Annotated in this window: 18 protein-coding genes; 7 read left to right on the top strand and 11 right to left on the bottom strand. The window is 70.7% G+C overall.

Annotated features, from left to right (window positions below; all coding sequences use genetic code 11):
* Positions 1-36 precede the first annotated feature (36 nt).
* The 5 genes from BR98_RS19410 to BR98_RS19395 all read right to left on the bottom strand — a co-directional run bounded on the left by BR98_RS19410 (position 37) and on the right by BR98_RS19395 (position 2,764).
* Positions 37-327 carry a DUF1416 domain-containing protein gene (locus BR98_RS19410; protein ID WP_035846389.1) on the bottom strand — a complete coding sequence of 97 codons (291 nt, stop codon included), beginning with the start codon at positions 325-327 and terminating at the stop codon, positions 37-39.
* 36 nt (positions 328-363) lie between these two features.
* Complete coding sequence (locus BR98_RS19405; protein WP_035846385.1) at positions 364-1,206, bottom strand: sulfurtransferase; 843 nt, start codon at positions 1,204-1,206, stop codon at positions 364-366.
* Between the two features lie 239 nt (positions 1,207-1,445).
* Positions 1,446-1,526: an Ms5788A family Cys-rich leader peptide gene (locus BR98_RS42590; protein ID WP_369405619.1), complete on the bottom strand. Its 81-nt coding sequence runs from the start codon at positions 1,524-1,526 to the stop codon at positions 1,446-1,448.
* Positions 1,527-1,638: 112 nt separating this feature from the next.
* Complete coding sequence (locus tag BR98_RS19400; protein WP_035846377.1) at positions 1,639-2,328, bottom strand: LmeA family phospholipid-binding protein; 690 nt, start codon at positions 2,326-2,328, stop codon at positions 1,639-1,641.
* Between the two features lie 148 nt (positions 2,329-2,476).
* Positions 2,477-2,764, bottom strand: coding sequence for a MoaD/ThiS family protein (locus BR98_RS19395; RefSeq protein ID WP_051969936.1), 288 nt, complete (start codon positions 2,762-2,764; stop codon positions 2,477-2,479).
* Positions 2,765-3,242: 478 nt separating this feature from the next.
* Here BR98_RS19395 and BR98_RS19390 point away from each other — a divergent pair, with 478 nt between their 5' ends.
* The 5 genes from BR98_RS19390 (at position 3,243) to BR98_RS19370 (ending at position 8,751) form a co-directional block, all read left to right on the top strand.
* Positions 3,243-4,001 carry a response regulator transcription factor gene (locus BR98_RS19390; RefSeq protein WP_035846372.1) on the top strand — a complete coding sequence of 253 codons (759 nt, stop codon included), beginning with the start codon at positions 3,243-3,245 and terminating at the stop codon, positions 3,999-4,001.
* An 84-nt stretch (positions 4,002-4,085) separates the two neighbouring features.
* Entirely contained in the window at positions 4,086-5,141 is a 1,056-nt protein-coding gene (locus tag BR98_RS19385; RefSeq protein WP_035846370.1) for a LacI family DNA-binding transcriptional regulator, read from the top strand.
* Positions 5,142-5,230: 89 nt separating this feature from the next.
* On the top strand, positions 5,231-6,319 hold the full coding sequence (locus tag BR98_RS19380) for a S1C family serine protease (RefSeq protein ID WP_035846367.1): 1,089 nt from the start codon (positions 5,231-5,233) through the stop codon (positions 6,317-6,319).
* 114 nt (positions 6,320-6,433) lie between these two features.
* Positions 6,434-7,207: a response regulator transcription factor gene (locus tag BR98_RS19375; protein WP_035846365.1), complete on the top strand. Its 774-nt coding sequence runs from the start codon at positions 6,434-6,436 to the stop codon at positions 7,205-7,207.
* A gap of 527 nt (positions 7,208-7,734) precedes the next feature.
* Complete coding sequence (locus BR98_RS19370) at positions 7,735-8,751, top strand: sensor histidine kinase (RefSeq protein ID WP_324606681.1); 1,017 nt, start codon at positions 7,735-7,737, stop codon at positions 8,749-8,751.
* 26 nt (positions 8,752-8,777) lie between these two features.
* Here the strand turns inward: BR98_RS19370 and BR98_RS19365 are convergent, their stop codons facing one another.
* The 5 genes from BR98_RS19365 to BR98_RS19345 form a co-directional block, all read right to left on the bottom strand.
* A complete protein-coding gene (locus BR98_RS19365) occupies positions 8,778-10,088 on the bottom strand; it encodes an ATP-binding protein (RefSeq protein WP_051971121.1) in 1,311 nt (436 codons plus the stop codon).
* A 55-nt stretch (positions 10,089-10,143) separates the two neighbouring features.
* Entirely contained in the window at positions 10,144-11,718 is a 1,575-nt protein-coding gene (locus BR98_RS19360; protein WP_035846362.1) for an SCO6880 family protein, read from the bottom strand.
* A 7-nt stretch (positions 11,719-11,725) separates the two neighbouring features.
* Positions 11,726-13,012, bottom strand: coding sequence for a hypothetical protein (locus tag BR98_RS19355; protein WP_035846359.1), 1,287 nt, complete (start codon positions 13,010-13,012; stop codon positions 11,726-11,728).
* The gene (locus BR98_RS19350) at positions 13,002-13,817 is read right to left on the bottom strand and encodes a hypothetical protein (RefSeq protein ID WP_035846357.1); all 816 of its coding nucleotides are present in this window, start codon (positions 13,815-13,817) and stop codon (positions 13,002-13,004) included. The genes BR98_RS19355 and BR98_RS19350 overlap by 11 nt, the downstream gene beginning before the upstream one ends.
* Before the next feature lie 70 nt (positions 13,818-13,887).
* Positions 13,888-14,202 (bottom strand): hypothetical protein, encoded by a 315-nt coding sequence (locus tag BR98_RS19345; protein WP_035853039.1) that lies wholly within the window; start codon positions 14,200-14,202, stop codon positions 13,888-13,890.
* 418 nt (positions 14,203-14,620) lie between these two features.
* Here BR98_RS19345 and BR98_RS19340 point away from each other — a divergent pair, with 418 nt between their 5' ends.
* Both BR98_RS19340 and BR98_RS19335 read left to right on the top strand, forming a co-directional pair.
* On the top strand, positions 14,621-15,718 hold the full coding sequence (locus BR98_RS19340) for a C40 family peptidase (RefSeq protein ID WP_083977521.1): 1,098 nt from the start codon (positions 14,621-14,623) through the stop codon (positions 15,716-15,718).
* Positions 15,719-15,820: 102 nt separating this feature from the next.
* Positions 15,821-16,525, top strand: a complete 705-nt coding sequence (locus BR98_RS19335; RefSeq protein WP_035846355.1) for a phosphatase PAP2 family protein — start codon at positions 15,821-15,823, stop codon at positions 16,523-16,525.
* Between the two features lie 63 nt (positions 16,526-16,588).
* On the opposite strand, the gene BR98_RS36440 is transcribed toward BR98_RS19335, so the two are convergent.
* The gene (locus BR98_RS36440; RefSeq protein WP_157537843.1) at positions 16,589-16,783 is read right to left on the bottom strand and encodes a hypothetical protein; all 195 of its coding nucleotides are present in this window, start codon (positions 16,781-16,783) and stop codon (positions 16,589-16,591) included.
* Positions 16,784-16,916 lie beyond the last annotated feature (133 nt).

Genomic DNA, 16,916 nt, shown 5'->3' with positions numbered 1-16,916 from the left:
GGGCAGGGGCTCGTCGGTGGTTCCACTCCTCGCGGGTCAGACCGCGATCGGGACCTCGGTCAGGGCGCCCTGGGAGGCGACCACCTTGCGGTCCACGGTCGCGCCCGGCACCAGCGCGCGCACGGTCCAGTTGCCCGGGGCCGCGAAGAAGCGGAACTGCCCGGTCGCCGAGGTGGGCACCTCGGCGGTGAACTCGCCGCCGTCGTTCAGCAGCCGCACATAGCCGCTGACCGGCTCACCGTCGCGGGTCACCGACCCCTGGATGATCGTCTCGCTCGCCACGTCAACTCCTGCCAGGTCCGGCCCGCCGGCCTTCGCACCACACATGTCTCGGTCTCCTTGCTTACGGGTTCAGCGCGGTGCTCAGTTGGCGCCGAGCTCGATCGGCACGCCGACCAGGCTGCCGTACTCGGTCCACGAGCCGTCGTAGTTCTTGACGTTCTCCTGGCCGAGCAGCTGGTGCAGCACGAACCAGGTGAGCGCGGAGCGCTCGCCGATCCGGCAGTAGGCGATGGTGTCCTTCGACAGGTCGACCCCCTCCTCGGCGTAGAGGGCGCGCAGCTCGTCGTCCGACTTGAAGGTGCCGTCGTCGTTGGCGTTCTTCGACCACGGGATGTTGCGGGCGCTCGGCACGTGGCCGGGGCGCTGCGACTGCTCCTGCGGCAGGTGGGCCGGGGCGAGCAGGCGGCCGGAGAACTCGTCGGGCGAGCGCACGTCGACCAGGTTCAGGCTGCCGATCGCGGCCACCACGTCGTCGCGGAAGGCACGGATCGCGGTGTTCTGGGCCTGGGCCTTGTAGTCGGTGGCCGGGCGGTTCGGGACCTCGGAGCCGTCGACCAGGTCGCGGGAGTCCAGCTCCCACTTCTTGCGGCCGCCGTCGAGCAGCCGGACGTCGCCGTGGCCGTACAGCTTGAAGTACCAGAAGGCGTAGGAGGCGAACCAGTTGTTGTTGCCGCCGTACAGCACCACGGTGTCGTCGTTGGCGATGCCCTTGGCGCTGAGCAGCGCCTCGAAGCCGGCCTGGTCGACGAAGTCGCGGCGGACCGGGTCCTGGAGGTCCTTCTTCCAGTCGATCCGGACGGCGTTCTTGATGTGGTTCTTGTCGTACGCGGAGGTGTCCTCGTCCACCTCGACGATGACGACCTTCGGGTCGTCCAGGTGGGCCTGGACCCAGTCGGCGTCGACCAGGACGTCGCTGCGGCTCATGTGATGTGTCTCCATCCGGGGGCGGTTGGCGGAAGGTGAGGGGGCCCGAGGGACTGGGCGCGGACCGGGCATCCGAACCACTTGTCCGAAGATCTGTCCGGATAGTGGGACGGGGCGGAGCAGCGGGTGCCGTCGGGCGGAAATCTGGAAGTCTGGGACCGGCCGCAGGCGGAACGTGCCTGATCAGGCCAGGAGAAGGGGCGTGGCGGCGGGTCGATTCTGCCGGACCGGGCCGCCGGTCAGCGCATTCGACACAGGCAGGCAGCCACGCGGCAGAGGTCTACCGCCCGCCGCTTGGTGAGGTCTGCCTGTCGCTTCATGGGGACGATGCTAGGGACCGGGACGCGCCTCTGTCATCAGCGTATCGAATCGCGAGATGAAATCGTCCGCATGCCGGGATTTGCCCTCCTCGCGGCCTGCCGCCGCAAGGATTCACCCGACCAGGTGCACCTTGCTGCCCTGGAACGACAGCTGCAGGCCGTCCGGCTGCGGGGCCACCTGGTCCAGGTTGAGGCCCACCGGTAGGCCCTGCAGGGTGAAGCTCTTCGAGCCGATCGCCGAGCTGACCATGCCGCTCACCCCCGGCAGCGCGCCCACCCCGGGCAGGTCGCCGACCCCGGCCACCAGCACCTGGTTGCCCTGGGTGCGCAGCTTCACGGTGGTGGTGATCCGCTGCCCGAGCACCTCGTAGCCGACCTTCAGCTGGCCCGGGCCGCCGTAGGCGATCGAGGTGCGGGCATCCAGGCCCATCAGCGACTGGACCTCCTGGTAGCTGATCCGCCCGGAGCCGTGGCCGGAGTCCACCGTCGCCGATCTCAGGCCGTCGTCGACCTGAACGCCGTTCAGCTGCGCCGAGAAGTCCTGCAGTTGGAAGCTGCGCCCGCCGCCGGTCAGCTGCATCTGGGCGGCGGACAGGTGCACGCTGCCGAGCTTCTTGTCGATCAGGTCGGTCAGGAACGGGAAGTCGTCGATGGCGACCGAGGGGCGGCCGCTGATGCCCTGACGGCCCGCCAGCTCGTCCGCCGCCCGGCTCTGCGCCATCGAGAGCGCGATCCGGTCGGCGCCCACCAGCACGCCGCCGAGCACCGCGGCGGTGACGGCCACTTTGATCCAGGTCCGCATCGAGCACTCTCCCCGTCGGCGATCGTCTATCGCCGGTACGACGATCTGATGCGAACCATGGTTCCGAACACTGGCCGGCCGGTCCCGGCCGCCCCCGGCCGGTCGGTCTCAGCCGCGCTCGGCCGTTCTCAGCCGTTCTCAGCCCCGGTCAACCGCCGGCGAAGGGCGGCAGCACCTCGACCGTGCCGCCCTCGGTCAGCCGCACCAGCGCGCGGTCCCGCCCACCGACCGGCTCGCTGTCCACCAGGTAGGAGCAGATGTCCAGCAGGCGGACGAACTTCGGCCGCTCGGCGTGCCGCTCCTTGGCCTGCGCCAGCGCCTCGGCCAGCGTGGCCGCGCGGTACGGCTCCTCGGCCACGCCCGCCTCGGACTTGGCTGCCGCCCAGTAGCGGATGGTCCCGGTCGCCACGGCGGAGGGTTCAAAGGTCGCAGTCATGGCGCCCCCTTCTCGAGATCTCGAAGGTGTACACATATGTGTGCCGGTCAGTGCCGTGCTCCATGATGGCCCCAGCCGCCCGCAGACCGGGAACAATGCAGGCCAACAGGGTCGCACCCGGGGCGCACGCGGACCGACGCGAGGCGGATCACGTCGTTCCACCCCTTCGCCAACCGGGCGTGTTGGGCTATTCTCATGGCGTAAGGGATCCGGGCAGAGTCGCCCCCGGGTCCTTTTGTGCTTTCAGGACTCCGATACGGACGTCCTTGCGAGTGGTAACCCACCCGAGCCGACTGTCGCACAACGGAGTGCACCCAGCCGGACCGGGGAAAGAAGCGGACGGTTCGCGGATGAGCAGGGCTGCAGTGCACCGGCAGGGGTTGCGGGACCACTGTCGTGCGCCCCACCCAGTTCTGCGCGCCCACGAATCCTCCGCTGTCCCGCGAACGCGACGACCCGGAAAGGGGACGACCCGGGTATGAGTTCTCTCCTCCTGCTCACCAATGCACTGCAGCCGTCGGCGGAGGTGCTGCCGGCCCTCGGACTGCTGCTGCACCAGGTGCGGGTGGCCCCGGCCGAGGGATCGGCCCTGGTCGACACCCCCAGCGCCGACGTGATACTGGTCGACGGCCGCCGCGACCTGCCGCAGATCCGCTCGCTCTGCCAGCTGCTGCGCTCCACCGGCGTCAGCGCACCCCTGATCCTGGTCGTCACCGAGGGCGGCCTGGCCGCCGTCACCGCCGAGTGGGGCATCGACGACGTGCTGCTCGACACCGCGGGCCCCGCCGAGGTCGAGGCCCGGCTGCGGCTCGCGATGGGCCGCCAGCAGCACGCCGCGGTGGACGACAGCCCGATGGAGATCCGCAACGGCGACCTGTCGGTGGACGAGGCGACCTACTCCGCCAAGCTCAAGGGCCGGGTGCTCGACCTCACCTTCAAGGAGTTCGAGCTGCTCAAGTACCTCGCGCAGCACCCCGGCCGGGTCTTCACCCGGGCGCAGCTGCTGCAGGAGGTCTGGGGCTACGACTACTTCGGCGGCACCCGTACGGTCGATGTCCACGTCCGCCGGCTGCGGGCCAAACTCGGCGTCGAGCACGAGCAGTTGATCGGCACCGTGCGCAACGTCGGCTACCGGTTCGTGGTGCCCGCCCAGGGCGAGAAGAGCGAGCGCGCGGCGGCCGGTCAGCCGGCCGAGGAGCCCGTCGAGCAGCCGGTCGGCAGCCGCCACGAGGCCTGATGCCGCAGTGGCTCACTGGTCGGACCCAGGATGGTACCGGGCCCGACCAGTGAGCCGCTGGACAAACACGCGTAGACTCCACCTGTGGCCAAGGTGACGCGCGACGATGTAGCCCGACTGGCTGGGACCTCGACCGCGGTCGTCAGCTATGTCATCAACGACGGACCGCGCCCGGTCGCGCCCGCGACCAAGGAGAAGGTGCTCGCCGCGATCGAGCAGCTCGGCTACCGGCCGAACAGCGTCGCGCAGGCGATGGCCTCCCGGCGCACCAACCTGATCGGCATGATCCTGCCGGACGCCCGGCAGCCGTTCTTCGCCGAGATGGCGCACGCGGTCGAACGGGCCGCCTCGGACCGCGGCAAGCTGGTGCTGATCGGCAACTCCGACTACGTCGAAGACCGCGAGATGCACTACATCCAGGCCTTCCTCGGCATGCGGGTCTCCGGCCTGATCCTGGTCAGCCAGGGCGCGCCGCAGCGGGCCGCCAAGGAGTTCGCCGCCATGGAGGGCGCCAAGGTGGTGCTGCTGCACCGCCGGCCCGAGGCGATCGACGACGTCTCGGTGGTCACCGACGACATCGGCGGCGCCGAACTGGTGGTGCGCCACCTGCTCGAGGAGCACGGACACCCGTACGTGGCCTGCTTCGGCGGCCCGGTGGACACCCCCGCGCCCGGCGACCCGGTGATCGACCACGTCGAGGGCTGGCAGCGCGCCATGGAAGGCGCCGGCCTGCCCACCGACGACCACCTGGTGGACGCCCCCTTCCACCGCTACGGCGCCTACGAGGTCGCCCTCGAACTGCTGCGCTCGCCCAACCGGCCGCCGGCCGTCTTCTGCTCCACCGACGACCAGGCGCTCGGCGTGCTGCGGGCCGCCCGCGAGGTGGGCCTGCGGGTGCCGGAGGACCTCGCGGTGGCGGGCTTCGACGACATCCCCGAGGCGGCGCTGGCCGACCCGCCGCTGACCACGGTCGCCAGTGAGCGGGAGGCGATGGCGCGGGCCGCCGTCGACCTGGTGCTGGACGACTCGCTGATGGTGCCCGGCTCGGACACCGAGCGGGTGCGCAAGTTCCCGTCCCGGCTGGTGGTGCGGCGCTCCTGCGGCTGCCCGGCCCAGGGCGCCGGTTCGTCGGCAGGGTAGCGGGTCTTTATGAGAAGTGAACGGGCTTCTCTGGGCGTTCTGACCTGACTCTCATCGGATCCTCATCCGGCGGGCGGACGGTTTGGTCCATGAGCGACCAGCACCGCACCACCGCAGATGAGTCGGGGTACCCCCTCCCGCCGAAGCCGGCCGAGGCGCCCACCGCTCACATCGACCACACCACCGCCGGGCTCGCCGGTGAGGGCTCGCCCGGACCCGAAGCCCCAGGCCCCGAAGCCTCCGGACACGAAGCCCCGGGATCCGCGCACCAGGCCCGCAACGGCTTCCTGCGCGGCCGCCTCGCCCTGGTGACCGCCGTGGCCGCCGTCGCGGCCGTCCTGGGCGGCCTGGCCGGCGGCGCCGTGGCCGACACCCGGCACAACTCGACGAGCTCGGCGAGCTCCGGCACGGTCGTCAGCCCCGTCGCCGCCAAGTCCGACGGCACCGCCAACGTCTCCGCGATCGCCGCGGCCGTCTCCCCCAGCGTCGTCCAGATCACCGTCCAGACCAGCAGCGGCACCGCGACCGGCACCGGCGTGATCCTCACCGCCGGCGGCCAGATCCTGACCAACTACCACGTGATCTCCGGCGCGGTCAGCGAGCGCGGCACCGGCACCGTCACCTTCCAGAACGGCAACAAGGCCACCGCCACGGTGACCGGCACCGACAAGTCGCTGGACGTCGCGGTGATCACCGCGAGCGGCGTCTCCGGCCTGACCCCCGCCGCACTCGGCAGCTCCTCCTCGGTCGCGGTCGGCGACTCCGTGGTGGCCATCGGCAACCCCGAAGGCCTCACCGGCACCGTCACCTCGGGCATCATCAGCGCCAAGAACCGCCAGGTCACGGTGCAGGTGGACGAGGGCACCACGCGCGGCAACGGCGGCTTCGGCTTCCCGTCCTTCCCCGGGTACGGCGGATCGTCGTCCAGCTCCGGCGGGGACACCGCGGCCTACCGGGCCCTGCAGACCGACGCCGCACTCAACCCCGGAAACTCCGGCGGGCCGCTGATCAACGCCAACGGGCAGGTGATCGGCATCAACTCCGCCATGTACTCCGGTACCGGCGCCAGCTCCAGCGCCACCTCCAGCCAGGCCGGCAGCGTCGGCCTCGGCTTCGCCATCCCGATCGACTCCGTCAAGCAGGTGCTGCCGAAGCTGCAGGCCGGCCAGGAGCTCTAGCCGCCCGCCCCGCTTCACAGGTTTCTCCCAGGTATCGCACCGTTGCCCCGCTTCACCCGATTTTCCCCGCACAATGGCTAGACCCCTTCCGGCACCAGAGAGGGCCCACCGCCGATGACTCCCCCCGCCGACGACCGCACCCCTGCCGAGCAGCCGGCCGCACCCGCCCGCCTGCTCGTGGTCGACGACGAGCCCGCCCTGCGGGACGCCCTGGAGAGCAGCCTCGCCTTCGAGGGCTACGAGGTCACAACCGCCACCGACGGCTTCGAAGCGCTGGAGGCCGTGGAGCGCGACCAGCCCGACCTGGTGCTGCTCGACATCATGATGCCGCGGATGGACGGCCTCACCGCAGTGCGCCGGATGCGCTCGCGCGGGGACACCGCGCCCGTGCTGATGCTCACCGCCCGGGACGCGGTGGGCGACCGGGTCACCGGCCTCGACGTCGGCGCGGACGACTACCTGGCCAAGCCCTTCGAACTGGACGAACTGCTCGCCCGGGTGCGGGCCCTGCTGCGCCGCAACGCGCTGGCCGCGGAGGCGGCGGCGCGAGCCTCCGTGGTGGAGGACGAGTCCGAGGTGCTCGCCTTCGCCGACCTGCGGATGAACACGGCGACCCGGGAGGTGAGCCGGGACGGACGACCGGTCGAGCTCACCCGGACCGAGTTCATGCTGCTGGAGATGTTCCTGGCCCACCCCAGGCAGGTGCTGACCCGGGAGCAGATCCTCAAGGCGGTCTGGGGCTTCGACTTCGAGCCCTCCTCCAACTCGCTCGACGTGTACGTGATGTACCTGAGGAGGAAGACCGAGCAGGGCGGGATGCCGCGCCTGATCCAGACCGTGCGCGGGGTCGGCTACGCACTGCGCGCGCCTAGCGGGGCTGCGGCCTGAGGGTGATGAGTACGGGATTTGCCTCACGGGGACGGCTGTCGCGGTGGTACCACGATCGGTCGCTGCGGAGTCGGTTGGCGATGCTGACGGCGGCTGCGGTGGCGGTGGCGATCGCACTGTCGGCGTTGGCGAGCTGGTTTCTCGTCAAGCAGCGGCTGGACCAGCAGGTGAAGGACAACCTGGCGGCCAGCCCCACGGAGTTTCTCCTCATCAACTACCCGAACGGGTTGGCCGTCTGGCCCTCCGTTTCCTGCGGTTCCACACCGTCAGCGGCCCAGGCGGCCGCCGAGAAGGCGGCTACCCAACAGCGACAGAACCACCACCCCGGACTGCACCCCCCAGGTGGGCCACGCCCGGCGCAGGCCAGCTCCCAGGTCGTCTTCTCGGACGGCTCGGCATGTTTGATCCCTGGCTCGACCAAAGGCATCAACCCCGACCCTGACGACAAGTCAGCGCTTGGGTACAGCAGTGACCATGTGAGCTATCGACCTGGGACGTTCGCAGACGGCACTCCGGCCATGGTTCGGGTGAGCGTCACCTACAGCCCGATCAACCAGGAGCCCGCGGTCCTGCTCACCGCCTTGCCCACCAGGAGTGTTCAGGACTCCCTGGAGCAGCTCGCCTTCGTCCTGATCGGAGTCGCCGCTCTGGGGATCCTCGGTGCCGGCATCACCGGTCGCGTGGTCGCCCGCACCGCGCTCAAGCCTGTGGACCACCTCACCACAGCCGTCGAGCACATCGCCCGTACCGAGGAGGTCGGGACCACCATTCCCGTGCACGGGAACGACGAGATCGCCCGGCTCTCCAACTCCTTCAACTCCATGTCCACCGCCCTCGCCAACTCCCGGGAGCGGCAGACCCGGCTGATCGCCGACGCCGGGCATGAGCTCCGCACGCCGCTCACCTCGCTGCGCACCAATGTCGACCTGCTGATCCGCAGTGACGACACCGGCCGCCCGCTCCCGCCGGCCACCCGCACCAAGCTGCTCGCCTCGATGAAGGCGCAGATGCAGGAACTGACCGTGCTGATCGGGGACCTGCTGCAGCTCTCCCGGCCGGACACCCCGCGCCCGGGACAGAACGTGGCCATCATCCCGTTCCACGACATCGCCCAACGGGCCGTGGACCGCGCCAAGTTGCGCGGGCCTGGGCTCAACTACCAGATCGCACTGGAACCCTGGTACGTCCGTGCCGACCCGGCCGCGCTGGAGCGCGCGATCATGAATCTGCTGGACAACGCGGTGAAGTACAGTCCGCCGGCCGGTACGGTCGAAGTCGCGCTCCAGCACGGACGGTTGACCGTACGGGACCACGGCCCGGGGATTCCCGCGGACGAACTGCAGTACGTCTTCGACCGGTTCTGGCGCTCACCGTCCTCGCGTCAGCTCCCGGGGTCCGGGCTGGGACTGTCGATCGTCGCGCAGACCATCCAGGACGCCGGCGGCCAGGTCACACTCGGCCCGGCCCGGGACGGCGGACCGGGAGCGCTGGCGATCGTGCGGCTGCCGGGAGCACCCGAGTCGCCGCCCGAGTCGCCCGAGTAGGCGTATCGACCGCCCTGACCCCGCCCTCACACCTCCGGCTGGGCCTCCAACTGGCGCTCCGCGCGGATGCGTTCGGCCACCCCGTCCTCGGTCATCGCGCGGTCGGTGTAGACCAGCGGGCGTTCGGCCTCGGTGATGATGTGCTTGACCACCTGGACGTTGCCGTTGACGTCCCAGACGGCGATGCCCGGGGAGAGGGTCGGGATGATCTCCACCGCCCACCGGGGTAGGCCGAGCACCCGTCCGGTGGCCCGGGCCTCGTCGGCCTTCTGCATGTAGATGGTCCGGGTGGAGGCCATCTTGAGGATCGCCGAGGCCTCCTTGGCGGCGGCGCCGTCCACCACGTCGGAGAGGTGGTGGACCACGGCGACGAAGGACAGCCCCAGGCGGCGGCCGAACTTCAGCAGGCGCTGGAAGAGTTGGGCCACGAACGGGCTGTTGATGATGTGCCAGGCCTCCTCGACCAGGAAGATCCGCTTCTTCCGGTCGGGGCGGATCCAGGTGTGCTCCAGCCAGACGCCGACGATCGCCATCAGGATCGGCATCGCGATCGAGTTGCGGTCGATGTGCGAGAGGTCGAAGACGATCAGCGGGGCGTCCAGGTCGATGCCATCGGTGGTCGACCCGTCGAACATGCCGCGCAGGTCACCGTCGACCAGCCGGTCCAGCACCAGCGCGACGTCCAGGCCCCAGGACTGGACCTCCTCGGGATCCACCCCGAGCGACTCCACCGAGGACAGGTCGGGGCGGCGCAGCGTGTCGATGATGTCGCCGAGGATCGGCTGACGGTCCGTCACCGTCGCGCGGACATGGGCGTGCGCGGCCTTCAGTGCGAACCCGGCCCGCTCCTCCAGGCTGCGGCCCATGGCCACCTCGATGATGGTGCGCAGCAGCGAGAGCTGGCCGGTGGTGGTGATCGCCGGGTCCAGCGGGTTGAGCTTCACGCCGCCGTCACGGGCCGCCATCGGGTCCAGCCGGACGGACTTTATGCCCAGCGCGTTGGCGATCAGGTTCCACTCGCCGACCCCGTCCTCGCCCTGCGCGTCCAGCACCACCACCTGCCGGTCGCGGAAGCGCAACTGGCGCAGCACATACGTCTTCTCCAGCGCCGACTTGCCGTTGCCCGACTCGCCGAGCACCAGCCAGTGCGGGGCCGGGAGTTGCTGGCCGTAGAGCTGGAACGGGTCGTAGACGTACCCCTTGCCGCTGTACACCTCGCGGCCGATGATCACCCCGGAGTCGCCCAACCCCGGTGCGGCGGTGGGCAGGTAGACGGCCTGGGCCTGGCCGGTGGAGGTCCGCACCGGCAGCCGGGTGGTCTCCACCTTGCCGAACATCAGGCTGGTGAAGGCGTCGGAGAGATTGCCAATCGCCACAGAGGTCCCCAGGGTGTCAGCGGCGGATGCCGGTGGCGAACGGGAGGGTGTTCACGAACGCCCGGTGGTGCTCGCGGTCGCACCACTCCAGCTTCAGGTAGCTCTTGCCGGCCGAGGCCCGGATGGTCCGCTTGTCGCGGGCCAGCGCCTCGGGGTTGCGGGAGGAGACCGTGATGTAGCCGACCAGGTTGACCCCGGCGGCTCCGGAGGCCAGGTCGTCGCCGCGCTGGTCGACCCGGCCGGTGTGGGCCAGGTCGCGCGGGTCGACGGTGCGGTTCATCTTGGCCGCCCGACTGGCCTCGGCCTCGTCGTTGGTCTTCTCGGTGAGCATCCGCTCGATCGCCACGTCGGTGGGTTCGAGGTCCATGGTGACCGCCACCGTGCGGATCACGTCCGGGGTGTGGACCAGCAGCGGGGCCAGGAAGTTGACGCCCACCGGGGTGAGCGGCCACTCCTTGATCCAGGCGGTGGCGTGGCACCAGGGCTCCCGGGTCTGCGACTCCCGGGTCTTGGCCTGCAGGTACTGCGGGTGGGTGGCGTCCAGCTCGGCCGGCCAGGCGTTGCGCCGGCTCATCGCCTGGATGTGGTCGATCGGGTGGTCCGGGTCGTACATCGAGTGCAGCAGCGAGGAGAGCCGGGCCTGGCCCAGCGGCTGCCGCACCCGGATGTCGGCCTCCGCCAACCGGGCGCAGATGTCGGTGAGTTCGCGGGCCATCACGGCCGCCAGACCCTCGTCGTCACGGGCCCGCTCGCCGGTGGCGGTGCGGCCCATCGCGTGCGCCTCGGCGGCCAGGTCCCGGTTGTAGTGCATGCAGGCCACCAGGTAGGCCCGGTGCTGCTCGGAGGAAGTGGAGACCATCGACTGCAACTGGTCGTAGGAGTCCTGCAGCCAGCGCGGGGCGTCGTGGTCGCCGCGCCGCTCGACGTCCTTAGCGTGCGCGTCCGGATCGGCGGGCAGGGTGCGGGCCAGGATCTGCAGCCGGGTCACGAAGCCGTCCCCGTTGGCCACGTGCTTGAGCAGCGTGCCGAACCGGTCGACCAGCGCCTCCTGGTCCTCCGAGTCCCGCAGGCCGACGCCCGGGCCCTCGATCTCGATCGCGGCGGTGACCGTACGGCGCTCCAGGTGCATCAGCACCCCGACCTCGTCCGGGCCGAACGGCGCACTCAACCAGCGCAGCCGCCCCACCCCTGGCGGCGGACCGACCTCGATCTCGCGGCCGTCGAAACGGGTACCGGCGTCCATCGCGCTGGACTGCCAGACGGCCCGCCCACTGCGCAGCGTGCGCCGGTACGTGCGGTTGATCTCCACCCACTTGTAGAAGGTCCGGCGCCGGTACGGGACGTAGACCGCGGCGATGGCCAGCAACGGCAGGCCGACCAGCCCGGCGATCCGCAGCGGCAGGATCGGCATCAGCAGGCCCCAGAGCATGCCGAGGAAGGCACCGAAGATGATCAGCATGATCTCCCCGGACTCCCGGTTGCGCCCGATCGGGGCGTTCGGCCGGGCCTTGCCGATCAAGTAGGTGCGACGCTGGTGGACATACGGCTGGCCGTACTGGCCCCCGTACTGGCCGAGCGGTTCGCTCGTCATGGTGCGGTCAGCCTCCCTTCGCTGGGTTCTGGGCTGGGGTCGGGGCGGCCGGCTGGGCCGGTGGCGCGGGGGTGCGCGAGCCGTGCGCGGCGATGCCGGCCGCGGCCGAGCTGCCACCCGTGCCGCCGGACGCCGAGGCGGTCTCCGCGCCACCGCGCGAACCGTGCGTCGAGATGCCCTGCTTGACCAGGTTGGCCGGCCCGCTGATCATCGCCGAGCCGGCGCTGACCGCGCTCGCCCGGGCGTTGCGCAGCTGCAGCATCTCGTCCCCGAAGCCCGGGATGAAGCGGTAGATCGCCGTCGTCGCGAAGATCGACAGGAACAGGATCCCCAGACCCGCGAGCACCCGGGCGAAGTCGTCCGTGGCCCCGGCGCCGCCCGCCAACGCACTGGCCAGACCCAGGATGATCACGATCACCGGCTTGGCCAGATCGATCGCGGCCATCAGACCGGCCCAGCGGCGCACGTGCTTCCACAACTGCTTGTCCACCAGCCCCGCATACACCGCGGTGCCCAGCAGCGCGCCCACGTACAGCATCAACGTGCGGATCCACAGCTCGATCCAGAGCACCACCGCGGCCAGCACCGCGACCAACGAGACCAGCACCAGGATCAGCGGCCCACCGCCGATCGAGCCGTGCTCCAAGGTGTCCGCGAACCCGCCGAGGTAGGTACCGGTGTCCGACTTGGTCCCCGCCGCGATCGCCGTCGTCAAGCCGTCCGTCGCACCCACCAGGGTGTACAGGATCAGCGGAGTGAACGCCGAGGAGATGACGGTCAGCCAGAGGAACCCGATCGCCTCCGAGAACGCCTGCGTCAACGGCACCCCGCGCACCGCCCGCTTGGTGACGGCCAGCAGCCAGAGCACCAGCGTGAGCACGGTGGAAGCGGCGAACACGACGGAGTACTGCGCGAGGAAATCGGTATTGGTGAAGTCCACCTGAGTGGTCTTGTCGATCCCCCCGGAGAGGTTGCGCACCACCCAGGCGGCGGCCTGCGCACAGGACTTGGCGAGAGAGCCGAGGGGGTCGGTGACGGAGCCGACGGTGGAGGAGCCGGGGAGTGTGCTGCCGCCGCTGTTACTTCCACAGACCGTGTCGGCGCCCGGGAGCGGAAAGTCACATGGCTTCTGACTGGGGGTGGCCGACGGGCTCGCGCCGCCCGAGGGCGGGGCGCTCGGCGCCGCGAAGGCGCGCTGCGCCGCCAGCATCGCCCCGAGCTGCACCGTCGCCACCACCCCGCCGAGGGTCAGCGCGCGGCGGGCCGTCGCGGGCTGCGGTTCGTCAGCGGGCATAGCGGAAGCCTCCGAACTGCTGGACGGCGCCGGTGATCTCGTCGGCGGTGGCGGCCTGTTGGTCGGCGGGGACGGGGGCCGGCCCGCTCTGCCGACTGAAGTCGGTGATCTTCCAGTCGTCGCCGACCCAGTGCAGGGTCAGCGTCAGGGTGTTCCAGCTCTCCCGCACCGGCAGCGTCGACCCGCTGCCGGCCAGTCCGATCAGGCCCACGTACCAGACCATCGCCTTGGTGGTGTCGGCGGTGTAGCCCTCGGTCCTGGTCCCGATCGGCGTGCTGCGGCTGACGAAGGTCAGGCCGCTCGGCGCCTTGGCCTGCGCGTCCAGGCCCAGGTGGGCCAGGACGTCGGGGGTGATCGCCTGGTCGTAGCGGGCGCGAAGGCTGTCCGCCACCGCCGGGTCCGCGATCGCGGTCAGCACGGTGCGGCGCCCGTCGGCCCGGAACATGTCCGCACTGCCCAGCGCCACCGCGTAGTTGGCCGCGGCCGACTGGGCGCCCTGTTCGGTGTGCGGGTAGCCGGTGCCGATCCCGTTGCTGGTGGCGGTGACCGGTTGGTCGCCGCTGGGCGCGGTGGGTGCGGTCGCGCCCGGCGGTACGGCGGCGGCTGAGTGGCCGCCGCCCGCTACCGAGCCGGTCTTCTTGTCGCTGTTGGCGATCGAGATGGCCAACACCAACAGGGTGACCACCACCAGCACCGTCAGCAGGGTGCGCAGCGGGCGGGGCTGACGGCCCGGCGGCTGCGCGGAGGCCTGTTCGCCGACCGGCAGCCGCGTTCGGGTGTGCGGCTGGTCGTCGGGCAACGGCACGGCGGCCCTCCTGGGACGGGGAGCCGGTGGATGGGCTCCAGCATTACGATCCGGGTCGACTGTCTGATCGTCAGATGGCCATGCCGTACACAATGGTGAACAGAGTGCCCAGCGATCCGATGATGAACACGCCGGTCAGCCCGGCGATGATCAGCCCCTTGCCCTGTTCGGCGCTGAAGGTGTCGCGCATCGCGGTGGCGCCGATCCGTTGCTTGGCCGCACCCCAGACCGCGATCGCCAGGCAGGCCAGGATGGCGACCGCCATCACCACCTCCACCATGATCCGGGCCTCCGACCCGAGGGTGGCGAATGGCCCCCAATCCGGGGCGATCCCACCGATAATGGTGTCGATGTTGCCCTTCTTGGGCGGATCCGCGGCCAGCAGGCCGCCTGCGTATCCATTCACGGTGTTGCCCACACTGCTCACTGTGTCACCCACGTGCATTCCTGTCTCACCGCCCGATCAGGCAATTCAAGGCCCCTCACCTCAGGAGTGCGAAGGGCTGGGACCTATTCTTGGCCAGATCTGATGTCGACTTGGCTACTTCTGAAGGATTGGTCGCGAGGCATAGGACACGTACGCCAGGATGTCCACTGTACGAAGGATAGCGCTCACTCTTTGTATCTCCGATGATTGCGCTGAGCAACGCCTTGCAGCAGACTCGTGGAGGTGTCGGCCGATCGACCTGGCGCGTGCGGGGGGCATATGCGTTCCGACGCCGCGCCGGAGGCTCCCGGTCCAGGCCGCACGACCAAAAGCTCCTGGACCACAAGCACTCTGACACTGCATCGGGATGGTGCTGATGGTACTCCGGAATGGGTCTCGAGCGGCGGCCGCAGCGGGAGCTGTTGCAATCGGCTTCCTGCTGCTGGTGGGGGTCGGGACGTACGCGGCGAGCGGGGTCTCGCAGCAGTCGAACGGGGTGGGGTTGGCGCTCGCCCCCGGGACGGTGCCGGCGGCGTACCAGGGCCTGATCCAGCAGTGGGGCACCAAGTGCCCGGAGATCTCGCCGCCGATGCTGGCCGCCCAGCTCTACCAGGAGAGCGGCTTCAACCCGCTGGCCCGCAGCGGCGTCGGGGCCGAGGGCATCGCCCAGTTCATGCCCGCCACCTGGACCGAGAGCGGGGTGGACGGCAACGGCGACGGCAAGAAGGACCCGTGGGACCCGGCCGACGCCATCCCCAGCGCCGCGCTCTACGACTGCGCGATGGCCCGGGCCACCGTCGGCGTCCCGGGTGACCGGCAGGCCAACCTGCTCGCCGCCTACAACGCCGGCTCGGACTGGGTGCTCAAGTACCAGGGCGTCCCGCCCTTCGCCGAGACCCAGGGCTACGTCCGCTCGATCAAGTCCCTGGCGCAGAGCTTCACCGCCGCCACCGCACCGGTGGCGGTCTCTCAGCAGGCCTCCGGCGCCATCTACTTCGCCCAGACCAAGCTCGGCACCCCCTACGAGTGGGGCGGCACCGGCGAGGACGGCCGGTTCGACTGCTCCGGGCTCATGCAGGTGGCCTTCGCCTCGGTCGGCATCTCGCTGCCCCGGGTCGCCAACGACCAGTGGTACGCCGGCCAGCACCCCTCACGTGACCAACTGCGCCCGGGCGACCTGGTCTTCTTCGCCACCGACCTCAGCGACCCGCGCAGCATCCACCACGTCGGCATCTACGTCGGCGGCGGCTACATGATCGACGCCCCGCACACCGGCGCGGTGGTGCGCTACGACACCATCGACCAGAAGGACTACATCGGCGCCACCCGGGTCACCCAGGACGGCGCCGCCGCCCTCCCCAACCGGGCGCCCGACGGCACCATCACCGGCGGCTCGACACTGGACGGGCACGGCGGCTCGACCCTCAACACCACCGCCCCCAGCCCCACCCCCTCCTCCCCGGCGAAGTCCTGACGGCCAGCCAGTTCGTCCGCACCACGTCAAGTAGGCTGCTCCCGCGAAGGACCAGAAGGACCAGAAGCACCGGAAAGACCAACGGAGCACAGGAGGTACGGCGTGTCGATGCTGCTGGCCGACACCGGCAACCCCGACCTCGAACTGCTCTACACCGTCAACGGGTGGGCCAAGGCCGCCCCGAGCTGGCTGGACTCCCTGGTCTCCTGGGTCGGCGAGTACGGCATCCTGTTCGGCCTGCTGACCCTGTGCACGGTCGGCTGGCTGCGGGCCCGGCGCCGACCGGACGCGCCGGTGGCGGTGGCCGGGGTGCTCTGGGCCCCGCTCTCGGTGGTGGTGGCCGAGCTGGCCAACCTGCCGATCGCCTCGATCGTCGACCGCCCCCGCCCGTTCGTGAGCCACCCGGGGCTGGACGTCCTGGTGGCCGGCAAGGCCGGCACCCACTCCTTCGTCAGCGACCACTCGACCATGTCGATGGCGGTCGCGGTGGCACTCTTCCTGGTGAACCGGCGGCTCGGCGCGATCGCCGGCGTGCTGGCCCTGCTGCAGGGCTTCTGCCGGATGTTCATGGGCGTGCACTACCCGACCGACGTGCTCGGCGGCTACGCCCTGGCCGCCGCCGTGGTGCTGCTGCTGGCGCCGATCGCGATGGCGGTGCTGGTACCGCTCTGCCATGCGCTGACCCGCTCGGTGCTGGCCCCGCTGGTCACCGCCGCCCCGAAGCGGACCGCGCGCCGCGGCCGCAACCGCCGCCGCGAGGGGCACCCCGAGCAGCAGCCGGCTCCCGAGTCCGACCTCGCAGCCTGAAAAACCCCGCAACAGCCCGAACGAGAGCGACTTGCGCTAGAGCGGCCCGCAGATCCGCCGCCGTCAGCCGACCGGCTCCGCCAGGTGCGCGGCCGCGTCCCGCCTGGCCTTGTCCCGCGAACGACGGGCGGGCGCCGACCAGCCGCAGCTGCACAGCGCGAGAGCGAACGAGCCTCGCTCGGTGACCTCCACCCGGTGACCTGCGGCCGTGTCGGGTCCAGGCACCAGCGGACCGGGTTCGGGAGAGGTCACCCACACGCCGTCCACGGTACTGCACCGGCGCGCGTTCGCAGCCGCACGCCGGGTGGCGCGTAACTCGCCGCCCAGCCGGTCGTTCTGCCAGTACCGGCCCCGCCCGTCCAGAGGCGCGGCCCGTCGGCCGTCCGGCCCG

This window comes from Kitasatospora azatica KCTC 9699 (genome assembly GCF_000744785.1).
GTDB classification, from domain to species: domain Bacteria; phylum Actinomycetota; class Actinomycetes; order Streptomycetales; family Streptomycetaceae; genus Kitasatospora; species Kitasatospora azatica.
This window is presented reverse-complemented; position numbering and strand designations above follow the sequence as displayed.

Bases quoted from the DNA above. Each gene is read 5' to 3' on its own strand.
- BR98_RS19410 (WP_035846389.1), bottom strand. From the start codon at position 327: ATGTGTGGTGCGAAGGCCGGCGGGCCGGACCTGGCAGGAGTTGACGTG.
- BR98_RS19405 (WP_035846385.1), bottom strand. From the start codon at position 1,206: ATGAGCCGCAGCGACGTCCTGGTCGACGCCGACTGGGTCCAGGCCCAC.
- BR98_RS42590 (WP_369405619.1), bottom strand. From the start codon at position 1,526: ATGAAGCGACAGGCAGACCTCACCAAGCGGCGGGCGGTAGACCTCTGC.
- BR98_RS19400 (WP_035846377.1), bottom strand. From the start codon at position 2,328: ATGCGGACCTGGATCAAAGTGGCCGTCACCGCCGCGGTGCTCGGCGGC.
- BR98_RS19395 (WP_051969936.1), bottom strand. From the start codon at position 2,764: ATGACTGCGACCTTTGAACCCTCCGCCGTGGCGACCGGGACCATCCGC.
- BR98_RS19390 (WP_035846372.1), top strand. From the start codon at position 3,243: ATGAGTTCTCTCCTCCTGCTCACCAATGCACTGCAGCCGTCGGCGGAG.
- BR98_RS19380 (WP_035846367.1), top strand. From the start codon at position 5,231: ATGAGCGACCAGCACCGCACCACCGCAGATGAGTCGGGGTACCCCCTC.
- BR98_RS19375 (WP_035846365.1), top strand. From the start codon at position 6,434: ATGACTCCCCCCGCCGACGACCGCACCCCTGCCGAGCAGCCGGCCGCA.
- BR98_RS19365 (WP_051971121.1), bottom strand. From the start codon at position 10,088: ATGTTCGGCAAGGTGGAGACCACCCGGCTGCCGGTGCGGACCTCCACC.
- BR98_RS19360 (WP_035846362.1), bottom strand. From the start codon at position 11,718: ATGACGAGCGAACCGCTCGGCCAGTACGGGGGCCAGTACGGCCAGCCG.
- BR98_RS19355 (WP_035846359.1), bottom strand. From the start codon at position 13,012: ATGCCCGCTGACGAACCGCAGCCCGCGACGGCCCGCCGCGCGCTGACC.
- BR98_RS19340 (WP_083977521.1), top strand. From the start codon at position 14,621: ATGGTACTCCGGAATGGGTCTCGAGCGGCGGCCGCAGCGGGAGCTGTT.